General features: G+C 66.9%; 15 protein-coding genes. 4 read left to right on the forward strand and 11 right to left on the reverse strand.

Annotated elements, in window-relative coordinates; translation table 11 throughout:
- Positions 1-119: 119 nt before the first annotated feature.
- Complete coding sequence (locus OHA61_RS17100) at positions 120-1,172, forward strand: nitrilase-related carbon-nitrogen hydrolase (protein ID WP_406303746.1); 1,053 nt, start codon at positions 120-122, stop codon at positions 1,170-1,172.
- A gap of 32 nt (positions 1,173-1,204) precedes the next feature.
- On the opposite strand, the gene OHA61_RS17105 is transcribed toward OHA61_RS17100, so the two are convergent.
- Positions 1,205-2,953, reverse strand: a complete 1,749-nt coding sequence (locus OHA61_RS17105; RefSeq protein WP_406303747.1) for a hypothetical protein — start codon at positions 2,951-2,953, stop codon at positions 1,205-1,207.
- Positions 2,954-3,172: 219 nt separating this feature from the next.
- Between OHA61_RS17105 and OHA61_RS17110 the strand changes: the two genes are divergently transcribed.
- Positions 3,173-3,601, forward strand: coding sequence for a hypothetical protein (locus OHA61_RS17110; protein WP_406303748.1), 429 nt, complete (start codon positions 3,173-3,175; stop codon positions 3,599-3,601).
- Positions 3,602-3,637: 36 nt separating this feature from the next.
- Here the strand turns inward: OHA61_RS17110 and OHA61_RS17115 are convergent, their stop codons facing one another.
- The 7 genes from OHA61_RS17115 to OHA61_RS17145 form a co-directional block, all read right to left on the reverse strand.
- A complete protein-coding gene (locus OHA61_RS17115; RefSeq protein ID WP_406303749.1) occupies positions 3,638-5,077 on the reverse strand; it encodes a terminase large subunit domain-containing protein in 1,440 nt (479 codons plus the stop codon).
- 50 nt (positions 5,078-5,127) lie between these two features.
- The gene (locus tag OHA61_RS17120; RefSeq protein ID WP_406303750.1) at positions 5,128-5,661 is read right to left on the reverse strand and encodes a hypothetical protein; all 534 of its coding nucleotides are present in this window, start codon (positions 5,659-5,661) and stop codon (positions 5,128-5,130) included.
- A gap of 26 nt (positions 5,662-5,687) precedes the next feature.
- The gene (locus OHA61_RS17125; RefSeq protein WP_406303751.1) at positions 5,688-6,590 is read right to left on the reverse strand and encodes a ParB N-terminal domain-containing protein; all 903 of its coding nucleotides are present in this window, start codon (positions 6,588-6,590) and stop codon (positions 5,688-5,690) included.
- A 2-nt stretch (positions 6,591-6,592) separates the two neighbouring features.
- On the reverse strand, positions 6,593-7,933 hold the full coding sequence (locus tag OHA61_RS17130; RefSeq protein ID WP_406303752.1) for a hypothetical protein: 1,341 nt from the start codon (positions 7,931-7,933) through the stop codon (positions 6,593-6,595).
- A 133-nt stretch (positions 7,934-8,066) separates the two neighbouring features.
- Positions 8,067-8,477, reverse strand: coding sequence for a DUF488 family protein (locus OHA61_RS17135; protein ID WP_406303753.1), 411 nt, complete (start codon positions 8,475-8,477; stop codon positions 8,067-8,069).
- Between the two features lie 193 nt (positions 8,478-8,670).
- On the reverse strand, positions 8,671-8,991 hold the full coding sequence (locus OHA61_RS17140; RefSeq protein WP_406303754.1) for a hypothetical protein: 321 nt from the start codon (positions 8,989-8,991) through the stop codon (positions 8,671-8,673).
- Positions 8,992-9,242: 251 nt separating this feature from the next.
- The gene (locus OHA61_RS17145) at positions 9,243-10,379 is read right to left on the reverse strand and encodes a ParB/RepB/Spo0J family partition protein (RefSeq protein WP_406303755.1); all 1,137 of its coding nucleotides are present in this window, start codon (positions 10,377-10,379) and stop codon (positions 9,243-9,245) included.
- A gap of 882 nt (positions 10,380-11,261) precedes the next feature.
- Here OHA61_RS17145 and OHA61_RS17150 point away from each other — a divergent pair.
- Together OHA61_RS17150 and OHA61_RS17155 are read left to right on the forward strand one after the other, a co-directional pair.
- Positions 11,262-11,801 carry a hypothetical protein gene (locus OHA61_RS17150; RefSeq protein ID WP_406303756.1) on the forward strand — a complete coding sequence of 180 codons (540 nt, stop codon included), beginning with the start codon at positions 11,262-11,264 and terminating at the stop codon, positions 11,799-11,801.
- A gap of 5 nt (positions 11,802-11,806) precedes the next feature.
- A complete protein-coding gene (locus OHA61_RS17155) occupies positions 11,807-12,571 on the forward strand; it encodes a hypothetical protein (RefSeq protein WP_406303757.1) in 765 nt (254 codons plus the stop codon).
- Here OHA61_RS17155 and OHA61_RS17160 read toward each other — a convergent pair.
- The 3 genes from OHA61_RS17160 to OHA61_RS17170 form a co-directional block, all read right to left on the reverse strand.
- Positions 12,568-13,548: a recombinase family protein gene (locus OHA61_RS17160; RefSeq protein ID WP_406303758.1), complete on the reverse strand. Its 981-nt coding sequence runs from the start codon at positions 13,546-13,548 to the stop codon at positions 12,568-12,570. The genes OHA61_RS17155 and OHA61_RS17160 overlap by 4 nt on opposite strands.
- A gap of 101 nt (positions 13,549-13,649) precedes the next feature.
- A complete protein-coding gene (locus tag OHA61_RS17165) occupies positions 13,650-13,919 on the reverse strand; it encodes a DNA-binding protein (protein ID WP_406303759.1) in 270 nt (89 codons plus the stop codon).
- Between the two features lie 159 nt (positions 13,920-14,078).
- Entirely contained in the window at positions 14,079-14,411 is a 333-nt protein-coding gene (locus OHA61_RS17170; RefSeq protein ID WP_406303760.1) for a helix-turn-helix domain-containing protein, read from the reverse strand.
- Between the last annotated feature and the right edge of the window lie 23 nt (positions 14,412-14,434).

Raw genomic sequence — 14,434 nt, forward strand, 5'->3', positions numbered from 1 at the left:
CTCCTGGTGCGCGCCCCCGCGCTGCCGATCAGTGTAGCCACCAGCGCCGACACCGCCACCGGGGCCGTGTCCGACCGTCACGCGAGGATGACGAACGAACCAGCCGGGAGGCATTCCGCATGACACTCGACCCGTACACCGCTGTCGGTCTGATCCCTGAGATCACCGAAATCCGGCACCGCGACGACATCACCACCAACCTCGAACACCTGCATCAACTCGCCCGCACAACAGTCGCCATGGGCGGCCTGGACCTTCCCGTGAAGCTCCTCGTCCTGCCCGAAGGCTCCCTCCAGGGCTTCACCGACGAGATCCACGACCTCGACCACGCCACCTACGCGCGCACCTGCGCCATCGACATCCCCGGCCCCGAAACCGACGAACTCGGATCCTGGGCACGCGAATTCGGCGTCCACATCATGGCGCAGGCCAAGGCCCGTCACCCCGAATTCCCAGACCGGTACTTCAACGTCGGCTTCGTCATCGACCCCGCGGGCGAAGTCATCCTGCGCCACCACAAGCTCACGCCGCTGCCACCCATCGAGCACAGCGTCAGCCCGCACGACGTCCTCGACCAGTGGACCGAGCTCTACGGACGCACCCTCGACGCGTTCTGGCCCGTCGCCGACACCCCGATCGGGCGACTCGGCGTCATGATGGCCAACGAAGCCTCCTACCCGGAGAACGCCCGCGGCCTGGCCCTCAACGGCTGCGAGATCGCCTACCGGACCTCGTTCCCCCTGCCTGGCGTCGCTTCCGGCGCGTTCGAGATCCAAAACCGGGGCCGCGCCCTCGACAACACCATGTACGTCCTCGCCCCCAACCCCGCGGTCTACAACGGCAGCGACGGCCAGCGCGTGGACTTCTTCGGCGGCCAGTCCATGATCGTCAACCACCTCGGCCACATCGTCGGCCGCCTCACACACGGCGGCGTCGCCACCTTCGTCACTGCGACCATCGACCTCGCCGCCCTCCGCCGCCAGCGCACCGCCTCCGCGTGGACGAACTGGACCAAGGACCTGCGCACCGAGCTGTACCGCCTCCAGTACGACCAGCCCATCTACCCCAGCAACCTCTACGCCTACCGCGCCCCGTTCCATCACGCCCAGTACCGCCAGCAGGTCACCGAACCACAGATCGAGCTGATGCGCACCCGAGGCACCTGGCGATAATCTCCGCTCTCGCACGCACCCCAGCCGCCCCATCAGCGGCCCGCCGATACAGGCTCCGGCACCCGCTCCTTCTCCCTTTCGGCCGCAACGCCGCTCTTCGCCGCTGGATCGCTCCCGCCCTCGGGCTTCTCCTCATCCGGCTCCCCGCGACGGGCAGCGGCCTCCGCCATCCGCGCCGCCGCCTCTTGCTCGGCCTTCGCCCGGATGCGCCTGACCTCCTGCGACGCGTCGTCGATCGGGTAGCCCGCATCCATCAGCATCGCCACCGCCGTCTCCAACGACAGCACCCCCGCCCCGTACGCCTGGACGACCTCCTCCAGCACTGCGGCCCGGTCCGTCGGGGTGTGCGGCGCCCACGCCAGCCGCGCCGAGAACGACTCCCCGGCTGTCCACGCCTCAGCCCGCCCAGCCTGGAAGAGACGCTGCGCCATCTTGAACAGCAGACGGTACTTGTGCTCCCTGGCCAGCCGCATCGCCCCCACGAGAGCGTCCAACGGAGCGAGCGCCAGCTTGAAGGCGTACCCCGAAGGCACCTCCGACGCATCCATCGTCCCCAACCCGGCGGCCGTCACCCGAGAGTTCGACGCGATCCGGTCCAACAGGTGCTCCACCCGCGACCGCAGCTCAGCCAGCTGAGGCGACGTGTCGAGCGCGTCCATGCGCCCGCTGTCGCCGAGCTGCCACACCGCGCCGGCCTCCACCTTCAGATGCTCGGGCTTGCCCGTCGACCGGTCCACTGGCAGCCTCGCCCCGGCCAACCCGATGATCGGCGTGCCCGTCGTCGCAGAGGCGGCCGAACTGTCCGAGTCTGTGGCCGCCAGCTCGTCCAGGCCCTGAAGCACACGCGCAATCGCCGAGCGCCCCCAGTGCTCACCGCCGTCCGGAATACTGTTCGTGATGTGGATGACCGGCACGAAGTCGATCATCAGATCTAGGCGGTCCAGTTCCGTACCGTCCGGCCTCACCCGGAACACGGCCTTGTCCATCGGCAGCCGGTCCAGACTCTCCCCGCGTTTCAAGTCCTCCAGCAGCCACTCGGCATCCGTCAGGTAGCACGTCATCTTCGACGGCCGCCCGGGCTCCCACGGGTACTGCCGCACCACACTCTCGTCGTCCTCGGAGATCGGGCCCAGCTCGTACGTCACCCGCCGCACCCTGGCCTTCAGCCCCGTGTCCGGATCCTCCGGCAGCTCCCACGCCAGGTGCACCCGCGAAGGAAAGTCCTGGTCCTGCTCGTCGTCCCACTGCGGGAAGAAGAACCCCGGATCGTAGACCCGCAGCGTCGGCCGCTGCTTCTCCTGATTCCACGCCAGCACATACACACTGTCACCCAGCAGCACGGCGTTGCGCTCCGCCTGCTGCACCCGCAGGCTCAGCAGCTCCTTCTCAGCCCACTTCCGCAACCGCTCCTGCGCAGCAGCGGCCTCCGTCGCACCCGGCTCCGGCGCTTCCTCGTCCGCGTGCTCCGCGCCCGTCACCGAGATCTGCTGGTCCGACCCGAGCAGATAGCCCAGCGCCGTGTCGACCAGGTTCGCCGCGTCCCCCAACTCTCGCCGCTCCAGCGCCGCTTCGTCCCCCGCAGCCGCCGACAACTGTCCGGCCTGATTGTTGTCGTACGCCGCCAGCACTTTGTACGCCGCCAGTCGGCGCAGCTCATGCGGCGGAAGCCACGACGCCGCGAGCTCAGGAAACGCCCGATTCCCAGGGCGGCCGGCGTCGGCCATGACCGGCTTGTACGACAACCACGACCAAGCGTCGATCACGAATTGACGCAGGCTCACATCCACTCCAAGGAGGTCGGCCCCGCGCCGCCAGTCACCCTAGCCGCCGACCGTCAAGCCCCGGCACGTCGCCCGCGCCCAACACTGGCTACCCGCCCGGCGCCGACAGGTGCCTCACCCGCAAGTTCTGGTGGAAGTCCCAGTTCTGCACCTTGGAACCGTCTCACCAACTACCGTTCCAGCAGGAACGATCAAGCAAGCCGACGGGATGAGGGGGCCATGGACAGCGACGCTCGGGCAAAGTGGATCAAGGCCGAGGTGAACAGGCTCGCCGGCATCGCTCAGGACAGGTACCTAGCGGCCAACCAGGCCATCGCCGAGGCCGTCCGCGAGGGCGATGCCCACACCCCGTTCAGGTTCGGCCAGGCAGCGGCGAATCAATACGTCGATGCGCTGTGGGAGCGGACCAAGACATACGTGAGCACCGGCACCGAGGGTACGTACGTCATCGGTGACGACCGACTCCCTGACACCGCAGACCCCGCTACCGCCCTCCAGGCCCTCGTGGACCTGGTGAAGCCGCCCGTGCCCTACAGGGGGGAGGACTTCCCTATGGACCGTGCGTTCCACGAGATCGAGATGCAGGCGTACGAAGACTGGAAGGCCGCCTGCCGGGACGTCCTGGCCAAGGAGCTTCAGACGGCCTGAATCCCCGCCCGACCGCAGCGTCCGACCGTGCCCCGCTCATCGGCGACCAGACAGTCGCTGGTCATCCCCACCACGCGGAGGCGGCATCGTCGGATCCAGGAACAGATCCCACAACGCCCACACCGCCGAGTCCAACAAATCCGGCGAATCCTCCGTCTCTCCCTGGCCGACGAACGTCGTCATCTGCTCCTCCAGCTCTGCGAACACCCGCGCTGAACCCACATGGTGCACACGGGCCTGCTCATACAGCTGCGCCGCCGGAGCAGCGCGCGCCCGCTTCCCTCGCGTTGCATGAACGATTCGCCAGTTCACCGTCGGATCAACCTGCTCCAGCAACGCGGGCAGATAGTCCCCGCCGTTGTTCGCCTCGATGACCACGCAGTCCGCCCGGTGCTCGTGGTACAGCGTCGCGGCCCGCTTCATGGCCTGCGTCGGCGTGTGCCGATCCTGCTCCGCGTGGAGCAGATACCCGCGCGGCCGGTCGTCCCCGAACATCGATTCAATCGCGTAGCCGAGCCCGGCCACGGTGAAGGCCGTCATGTCTGCGTTCTCGTGCGACTTCGTGGCCGGATCCACTGCGACCACCAGGCGCTGCATGTCCGGCAGGTGCTCCGGCCTTGCCCGGAAGCCCTCGACCTCCAGCATCCAGCCCTGCCACAGCGCACCCTCCACGTCCTCGAGGAGCTCACCCGACAGCTCCTGCCGACCGAGCCGCGTACCCGCGTACTCCTCCTCCAGCTCCGCGCGGGCTGCAGCCGACAGGTTCGCGTCGTTCTCCCGCATGTGTCCGCGCGTGAGCACCACCCGCGGCTGCTCGCCGCCTTCGCGGGCCTTCTTCTCCTGCGACCGGCCGCGCTCGACGAGCCGCTTCACATGCGGCATCGGCTTCGGCGTCGTGGAGATGACCACCTGCGGGGTGTCCGCCTCGCGCAGGCAGAACCACAGCATGTCGTAGACCTCTTGCGCGGTGTGCCGCGACCAGGCCGCGTACTCGTCGCACCAGGCTTTGTCGAAGGCCCAGCCGCGCAGGTTGTCCGGCGTCTCCGCACCGAACCCACGGATCAGCGTGCCGTTCTTCAACCGGAGCGTCGTCTCACCCAGCGACGAGTTGTACTTCGCGACCTCCTCGGGCGGGAACACCGACAGCAGACCGGACTTCGGGGAGTCGAAGCAGATGTCACGGACCAGCGTGGCGTTCTTCGCCACCACCGCGATCTGCAACCCCGGCGTCTTCGCCCACTCCCGCACCGCCTCAGCAGCCGTCCGGCTCTTGCCCCATCCACGGCCGGTGAGCAGCATCCACACCGTCCACAGCCACGACGGCTGACGCTGCGCCGCACGGGCATGGTGATGCAGCCACCCCTCATGAGGCAGCCCGTCACAATCGGTCCGCTCGCACGCCCACCGGCGCGCCGACAGCTCGTCGGCGCGCACCAGCGCATTCACCTCGGCCCTCAGCTGCTCCAGGCTCAACATGCCCGGATCAGCGAGCCCTTCGATCGCCTGCCTCTTCGCCCAACCTCGGCTCACTGATCAGCCTCTGCCAGCCGCCGCTCCAGCTCACGGCGCAGCTGATCCATACGGCTACGACGCTCCTCATCGGTGAGCGACCCCAGATCCTGACCATCCCCACCGTCCTGCTCACCAGCACCGGCCGGTTCCTCACCAGCTGCCCGACGCTCGATCTCCGCCGCGACCTGGAAGAAGCGAAGGAGTTCCCCCGGGGACAGCTCCCTTGGGTCCAGCGACTGAAGCCGAGCGACCGCCTTACCCAGGAACGCCTGGGCGAGCTTCGCGTGCCGACGGGCAATGTCCCGGCGCGCCTGGTGCTGCTCAGCGAGAAACACCCGGTCCTGCTCCCGGTCGTACGCCGACGCACGCATCACCCACGCGAAAGCCTTGGACCAGCGCCCCAGCAGGGAACGCGACTTATCCAACTGCCGTGCCGCTTTCGTCACACTCCGCGTAGGGCCGAGATCGCGATACACGGCGAACGCCTCGAACGCCTGGACGGACTCCCCACCCTGCCGCTCCCAGGGCTCCACGGGGCTCTCAGCCACCGCTCACCTCCCGGCCAACGGCCCGTCTACGGCGTCCCGCCGGCGAGAACGTCCAGGGCACGCCACGGCTCGGCCTCCGGCACACTGCCGTCCTTCACCAGACGATCAATCGCCGCCCGGACCGCGGCCGCCGTCTCCACCGGGACCTCGCGCACACCGAACACCGTCTCCAGCGGCGCGGTTCCCTTGCGGTGCGCCTCACCAGAGGCGGCGTCGAACCATCCCTCGGCCAGCTCGCCCAGGTGCCGCTCGAACACAGCGAGGATCACGCCCAGGGCTGTGGCCGAGTTGCCGATCTTGTACGCGGCCCGCGACGTCTCCAGCGCATCGAGCACCGGCTCGTACTGCTCCAGAGCCGCCACCCACCGCTGATCTGCCGAACCCGTGGCCCGTGCGGCGTCGAAGGCGGCCTCGGCGCGCTCCAGCTCATCGGGCAGGAACATCAGCTGGACCGACGCGAAGTCGAGGTTTGCCTCGCCCAGGCTGGAGACGTCCACCTTCTCCAGCAGCTCCAACGTCTTATCGTCCAGACCCGTGTACTGCCGCCACTCCACCGACTCCAGCTCGTCGTACAGCTCCTTGAGGATCGCCGGATCGTCCTGGCCCACAATGGCGTTGTGGGAGAGCTGGAGCGCGATCTGCCGCTGGCGGGGCAGCAGCTCGTCTATCTGCATCCACCAGATCGTGGACAGGCCGGCCTCGATCGCCGCGAGCGTCCGGTGGTTGCCGGACAGCACGATCCGCCGCCCGCTCTCGGTGTCGTTCCACACCAGCGGCGTTGAGGTCAGGTGCCCGTCGCGCTTGATGTTCGCGACCAGTCGCCGGAACTGCTCGTGCGGCAGGAACCGGGCGTTGACATCCAGCAGCGTCAGCGTGCGCGGGTCGCCTTCCACCATCTGCGGCGGGGCGAGCGGCGTCGTCTCATCCATGATCAGGCTCCTGCCTTCGGTGTCGTGTCTCGGGCGCCCCACCGCTTCGCCCATTTCTCCAGGGCTTCGGCGAGCGTGTGCTCACCGATCGCGCCCCGGTACTGGAGCTGGAACTTCCAGCCGTCCTCGTTCGACGGGCTGCGCTTGGTCAGCCGCATCAGCCCGCGGTACTTCATCGACACCGGGTTGTTGCTGAACGCGGTGGTGGCTACCGCCCGGATGCGCCGGGAGAACGCGCGCTGGCACAGCCGCTGCGCCTCGCTGCTGGTAGCGGCGAGGACGATGAGCTTCGACAGCCGGGCGTAGTCGGTCGGTGCGACGGCGAAGTCCGAGAGCACGTAGGCCTCGTCGGGAACGAAGGTGCTCGGAGCCATCGCGAAGACACCCAGGACCCTGCCCGCGCCGTCCTTCACCGCGACCGCCAGGTTCGCCGCACCGGGTGCAATGCGCGGGTTGAGGTACCGGGAACGCAGCGCGTTGAACTGGCCCGGCTTGAGCAACGCCAGCGAGAGGGGCCCGACCAGTTCCTCGCCGCGCCGCAGCCGGGGAGCCGTGACCGGCTCGATGGGCTGTCGGGGAGCGACGATCCGCGTCGGTGCCTTGGAGGCGTAGACGTAGAAGGGAGCGGCACGCGGGGTGGCCTTGATGACACCGCGCAGGTACTGGTGCAGCTCCGGCACATCGTGGTTGGAAGCGGTCAGCCAGTACGGCCGGTCGGTGATCGCGCCGAGGACGTCGACCACGTCGGCGTCGGACAGGGGCTCGTACTCGGGGGCGTCCCAGGTGAAGTGCTCGTTCAGCGGCTCGTACAGCTTCTCGTACCCGCCGCCGTAGAAGGGAGGGAAGCTGCACACCGGGGCGTCGCTGGGCACCTTCTGGAGCCACGAGCGCACGTCTTCCACCTGGTAAGAGGCCAGCTCCAAGTCTGAGGCGTTCAACCGCTCGACGGTCTCTGCGTACTTGACCTTCCACTGGTTCCGGTAGGAGCGCACCACCCGTTCGTGCCACAGCCCGTCACGGCCGACGCTCGCCAGGAAGCGCGTGCCCAGCATCATCGTGGCGACCGTGCCAATGCCGTCGTCCAATGAGTCGGCGAGCCAGCTGAGTTGTTCCGCGCTCTCCTCGCGGAGGCGGATGCCCATGGGCTGGCGAGTGAGCCAACGGCCAACGGCGGTGGTGTAGATGGACACGTCGCTGGAATGGAGGGCGAAGCCCATGCCGGCCAAGCTGCGTTCGATGGTGAAGTTGCCGCAGCACGGTATGTAGACCGGGCCGCGGGGCCAACTGCTGGCAGTCTCACGCACGATGGCGCGCATGGGGCCCGGAATGGTGCCCTGGAACATCTCTCTCGCCTCCTGCGAAACGACAACGCCCGGCCTGGCGGGTGCCGGGCCGGGCGTTGTGCTGGAACCTAACACAAGGAGCACATAGCCCCTTGAAATCATGTCACCTATTACGAGGGAGCGGTTACAGCTCTCACATCAAGGCTTCCTGCTCGTACTGGTCAGCCATGGGGGACAGCTCCCGCACCTCGTCGCCCGTGGTGTCTTTCCACCAGGAGGCGAAGGTCCTCCGGTGACACCACAGGGTCGGCTTGGACAAGTCTTCGAAGCAGAGCAGAACCAGCCTGTGATCGGTCTCCGCTTCCGCGATCTCCCTCAGCCGCTCCGCGATCCGTGCAGCGCCGAGCCGATCGAGATCCGCCCGGTACGCCTTGGTGAACTCCGGCTCGGGCCAGGAAAGATAGTCCCTTCGCGGCGCAAGCTCCCGCATCGCGTGAGTGAGGGAGTAGGGGAGCTTGAAGCGGGGAGCGCCCAGCGTGATGCGTACCGGCACCCCCTGCGGGAGCTGGTATGCCTGATAGCGGTTGGTGAACAGGGTTAGCACGCAGCTGTTCCTTTCGTGCTGCTCAGCGACCGGGCACGCCCGCCGGCGGGGGCCCGGATTTCCTTCGGTGCCATCCGCTCGGACCCGAGCGGGCCCGAGCGGCACCGGGCCCACAGGGAGGACTCCCCCTGCGGGCCCGGCTTGACCGACGACGCCGGCCGGTCTGATTGGCACGCCAGATCGGCTACGCCTCTTACTTGCAGGGGGACGTGAAGGCGGTGGGGGCCGCGAGTTGTACGACGACATCGAAGGCCACCGGCCCGCCCTCACAGTCGGCCGTGACGCGGAGGACCCGGTTGGTCTCGTTGGAGTAGTGAGAGGCCGTGATCTCCTCCACGTCGACGACGAGTTCCGAGGCCGGGCCCGGTACGAGCTCCCTCGATTCCGCCAGGATGTGCGAGAGGTGGCCGACGAGTTGACGAATTGCCGGGTGGGCTGACTTCATCCCCCAGTCCACGTACTCCGACCTCACCTGATGGATGCCAACGGATTCCAGTTTCACGTTTTCCGCCATTTACCCGTTCCTAGCTTTGAGAGGATTTCCCTTTCCGTACTTATATCTTAATGGAATTCACCGACCTGGTACATATTTCACCGGAATTGATTTCCCGAATTCCGTCAGCGGGAATTATGCACTTTGAACGCCGCGCCCCGTGCTGAGGAGTCACAGACACAGAGAGCGCGGCCGGGTTTCCCCGGCCGCGCCCTTTTGCTGTGCAGAGAATGAGGGAGGGGACCAGGCTGTGCCGCGCCCCCTCCGCCATCTCACTTCGCCGCTGCGGCTTCCGTCTCCTTGCCCGCATCTGCGGTGGGCTCCGCCTTCTTCTGGGCGGGGACCCTGCGGGCCGGGCTCTTAGCCGCCGCACCGGACCGCCGCGCAGGTGCCGCGGGCTTGGCCGCCGCCTTCTTCGCGACCGGCCTCGGCTTGACCTCAGCCTCCGGCTTGGCCTCCTGCTTGGCCTCGCCCCCCTGCTTCACCTTGGCCTCCTGCTGAACTTCCAACGCCTTCTTGTTGAAGTCGTCCGCCATGGCCCGCTGGATGCCCTGCGCCTTGCTGAGGAGGTTCCGGACCATCTGCACCTGACTGTAGAGCTTGCCGACCACCCGCACGTGGCGGGTCAGGTCGTCGCCGAGGATGACTGCCAGATCCTCCGGCTTCCGCTTCGCCAGGTCCTCAAGGAGGGGAAGCAGGACCTCTTCCGCCTTGCCCAGCCCGTCTTTGGCCTGCGCCTTTGCCTTCTTGCGCTTCTCCGTCTCCTCGGCGTTCGGAGCGGTTTCGCTGGTCAAGGTGGTCTGCTGCTCCATCATCTTGAGCGCGTTGGCGAAGTGCTGGGCCTCGGCCTCGGAGTCGAAGTCGCCGCGCACGTAGCGGCTGGCGGCGACCATCTGGTTGCCGGGGTTGAGCTGGGCGATGTGCCAGGCAAGGTTGTTCTTGATCTCACCCCGGTCAACCATCTCGGCGACCTCCTTGCGCAGGGTGAGCAGGCCGAGCCGCCACTTGATCGCCGTCTCCGTCTTGCCGAACTGCTTGGCGATCTTCAGGGGCTCCCACCCTGCGGACTTGAGGTCCGCGTACGCTCCGGCCTCCTCCATGATCGTCATGTCGGCGCGGCCGACGTTCTCGGCGATACCGAGGACGTAGGCCTTCTCGTCGTCGGTGTCTTCGAGGACGTTCGCCGGGATGACGGTCAGGCCGGCAGCCTTGCAGGCCCGCCACCGGCGCTCGCCCGCGATCAGCATGTAGGGGGTGTCGCCGTCCTCAACGGGCCGGACGACGACCGGCTGAAGGAGGCCGTTCTCCTCGATGCTGCCCTTCAGCTCCTTGTGCTTGTCCTCGTCGAAGAACTTGCGGGGCTGCCCGGGGTTGGCGGCGATCTGGTCAATCTGGAGGTCTGCGAACATTATTCCCGCGCCTTTCTAATTCTGGAAAACCGTTCCTTTGGGGCTTTCCCTTTGTTCTTACACTTATATCTTAATCTCAAATACCGCCAATTCAAGGGTTAATTCCTTTTAATTTCAGGAATTCAATTCCGAGAATTCAAAGGCGAATACCGTGCGCCCGGGACTGGAGGCGAAGGGCATGCGGATACGAGTGAGCCCGTCGCGGCATTACGCCGCGACGGGCTCTGCTCCCATCACGCACCCCAACGGCCGCACCGAGACGGCCAGCTCCTCGCGGGCGGGGCGCGGGGGGTCGGCCACCCGCGAGGAGCAGGGAAGGACGCCGCTCTCGCGACGCTGCCGGCTCGGGGTCCTGCGGCTGCTGTACCCGCACCGGCACACCCGAACGTACAACACGACTTCAAAAATGTCATCTATCTAGAAGGATGCGGGCGCGGCCACGCCCGACAGCTCAAGAGCCGTCATCATCCTGCGCACTCGGGTCCTGTTTCCGTCGACGCATCAGGGCTTGCCACTCCAACACCTTGCGCGCATCGTCAAGCGCCGCCGGCCCCGCTCCGCTCCGGAGCACCCGCGGGGGTTCCTGCGCCCACTCGGCGATCCGCCCCTCATCAACTTCGGGCACAACTTCGGACATGCGATTCCTCCCGTGAACAGCGCGCGCCGCCGCCACCGCCCGCCCAGATACGACTCTCTCGGCACGCCCGTCTCAAGGCAGGCGCGGGAGCGCACCGGTGCCGCCCCGCACCAGTCAACTCTCCCTGAAAAACTGTCAGATGAACCCTATAACCGCTCCGACCTGCGATGTACTGTGGAGGGAAGAGCGATTGTTACCGGCCAGTCATCTGCGGCGAGCATACGACACGGTCAGAGAAGACGGATATGGCAGACCTTCACAAACGGAGCGAACAACTCAGCCTGCGTGCGAAGTTGCTCGTTCTGCTGCGCCTGCGCCGAGACCCGGACGGGTTCACCCCCAGCGCGCGGGACGTCTCCGTGGCAACCACCCTCGAAGGCCAGCGCAAGCCGCGCCTCTCGCACGCTCAGGTCAACAGCCTGATGAACGGCACCAGTAGCAACCCCACGTCATCTACGGTCGCCGCTCTCGCTCAGGCCCTCGACGCCCCGGCCGCGTTCCTGCTTCCCGGGGCGGAGTGGGACGACCTCGCGGCGCTCACGGTGTACCGGGAGCGTCCCGAAGTCCGCGAAGTCCTACGTTTAATGCAGGGCCTTGAGGTGCAGGACATTCTAGAAATCTGCACGATGCTCCGGGAGAAACGTCGTCGCGCGGGACTGTCCGACGACGTCCCCGCGATCCCCCCACCTCCCCCTGGCGTAGACCAGCCCCGCGACGGGCGGCCACGCCGACTGAGCCTGGAAGAGGCCGCTGAGAGGGCAGCGGACTACTTGGAAGGACGCTGAACCTCTTGGACGGCCCCATCTTCGGCCTGTGTGCCGTGCTCACCTCGCTTACCGCGGCGATATGCCTGCGCTGTGCGTATGAGCGTCGCCACAAGTCCACCTATCGCGTATCGCGGCGAGCACATCTATCCGCATCGGTGGCCTGCTTCCTCGGCTCACTGCTGGCGATCCCCACGGTCGCCGACGCAGTTGACCGCTTCGCCGCTGCCAACGAGGTGTCCTCCCTCGCGGCGGACGTGGCGGCGGTCATCTTCACCGCGAGCCTCCAGATCATGATCATCGACTGGGAGTACTCCACGGCCCAACGCGCCGGCATCGCCCTGCGCATCGTGTTCGTGTGCGTGGTCGCCGGGCTCCTGGTCTGGCAGTTCCGCCGCGCCGACACCGTCCACCACGACCTGTCAACCGCGTACGCGCGCAGCGACGAGGTGCGGCTCTATCTCTTGACGTACCTCGGGGCCGCAGCCGCCGCAGGTACGGAAGTCAGCCTCCGCTCAGGCAGACTCGCCCGCGCTGTCTGGCGGCAAGGGCGACCTGCGGCTACCGGACTCGCCGTCGCGTCGGCGGGGGCCACCTTCGGTGTCCTCTACGCCCTCAGCCGGGGCGGATACCTGATCGCGTACGAACAGGGCCACGCCTGGCCGTTGAGACTGGAAAACGCCATCAGCCCCGTCTTGGCGGGGCTCTGTATCGGGTGTGTGGCCGTCGGACTCACCATGACCACGATCAGCAGCAACATCAGCCCACGGAGCGTGGGCAACAAGGTCTAGGAGACAGACTCCGTAGTCGCCGCTGCAACCCCCCACTGACGCCACCGCAGTCCCACCCTGTCAGCGTCCACGGTGCGAGAGCCCCTGGACGCGGCCGGGTACACGGCCACCTGCTCCAGCATGAGGACCAGCACGCCCCTCTTGGCCTTCATCGGCGCATGCTTCCACCACCGCACGAGGTCCGGGACATCACCCACAGGCACGTGCTTGACCTGCTCCAGCAAACGCGCCTGCGCTTCACCCTCGCGGACCAGCTTCTTGAGCTCCTGGTCAGCCGAACGGAACGTCTTGAGCGTCATGTCCGGCGACCGCGCGTAGTCCTCTCCCAGCTTCTTCTGCCGACGGCGCGCAGCGGCAGCCTCCTTGCGCAGGACGGCAGCCTGGGCCAGCACTTCATCTCGCGCCCGGCCAATGAGTGCGCTGACTTCCGGCTTGGCCAACTCCGCCAGCACATGTTCCGCCACGTACGTCTCAAGCAGGTCAGCCATGATCCGGACCTTGCCACACCCGCCGGGATGCTGCGCCGTACTCGGCGAACACCGGTAGCCGCGGGTGCCAGCGGCCGTGGGCGATGACCCCAGCGTGCATGCACACAGGCCGCAGACACCGATCGGACCCGGGATCAAGTACTCACGCTGCTCGGCCCGTCGTTTGTCCGGGTCATTGACGCGGCGCATAGCGCGGATGGCCTCGAAGTCCCCCCGAGAGACGATCACAGGGCCGCCCGTCTCAACGAGCTTTCCGTTCTCGTCCTCCTCCAGGCCGGCAATGGCCGGGTGATCGAGAACAGAGGCGAGCACCGCCGGCCTCCACTGGCCACCGCGCGTAGTGCGATGACCCTCGGCGTTCACCCACTCCACGATGGCGTCGTAACTCTGCTTGAGCAGACGCCGGGAGGCGGCGGCCCGCAGGACCTCCGCCTCACTTTCGCGGACCCGTCGGTACGCCATGTCCTCAAAGCCGTACAGCCTTGCCATCGTCCTTGCCCTCCCGCCGACCCCCTGACCCGTACTAATTTACCCGAGATAGGTCACACTGTTGTAGAAACAAATGAACACCTCATACCTGTGCATCGCACTTAATCGATCACGTACGCCACCTCGGCTCCACACCTCGGCTCCGCGCCGAGCAGCTTCCACAGCTCGGCCGTCGGCACCCGGACCGTGCCGCCCAGCGCGAGCGTCCGAACGGGAAAATCCCCAGTACGGATCAGCTCGTACGCCTTGTCGCGGCCAATCCCCAGAGCACGTCCGGCAGTCGTCACATTGACAGTGGCCGGGAGAGCCAACAGCTCCTCCAGACCCATCGCCCCGGCCGAAGCCGGCCCGCCCGCTTCCTGAGCAGTCATGTCGCTGGTCGCAATCTCCCCCGCGCCAACTTGAAGGTGACTTTACAACGCCCCAGCAAGATGAAGAAAGATCACGCCAGACACGGACGGATACGTAGGCACAATCACGACCGGCTGTGAGCCAGCGACAGCAAGGGGCCAGATGCGCTCGCCGAATCTCTACCGGCGATGCCAGTGCAAGGGGCCGCTCACCGACAAGGCGGGCAGCCCATCCTCAACGAGGACGGGAGCCACAGATCCGAGCGGATCACCGCGCTCGACCCCGAGGATCTTCCACAGCTCCGCCGTCGGCACCCGCACCTGGTTCCCCAGAGTCAACGTCTCAACCGGGAACTCGCCACTGCTGATGAGCGCGTACGCCTTGTTGCGGCCGATCCCCAACGCTCGTGCAGCAGTTACGACGTTCACCGTTGCCGGAAGCCCTAGAAGCTCCTCCAGGCCCATCGCCCCGGACTCACCGGAAGCCTTGGCCTCAACACTTCGTGCCGCCATCTCAGTTGCCGCGCAATCTCCCC

The organism is Streptomyces sp. NBC_00885 (assembly GCF_045207475.1).
Lineage (GTDB): Bacteria > Actinomycetota > Actinomycetes > Streptomycetales > Streptomycetaceae > Streptomyces.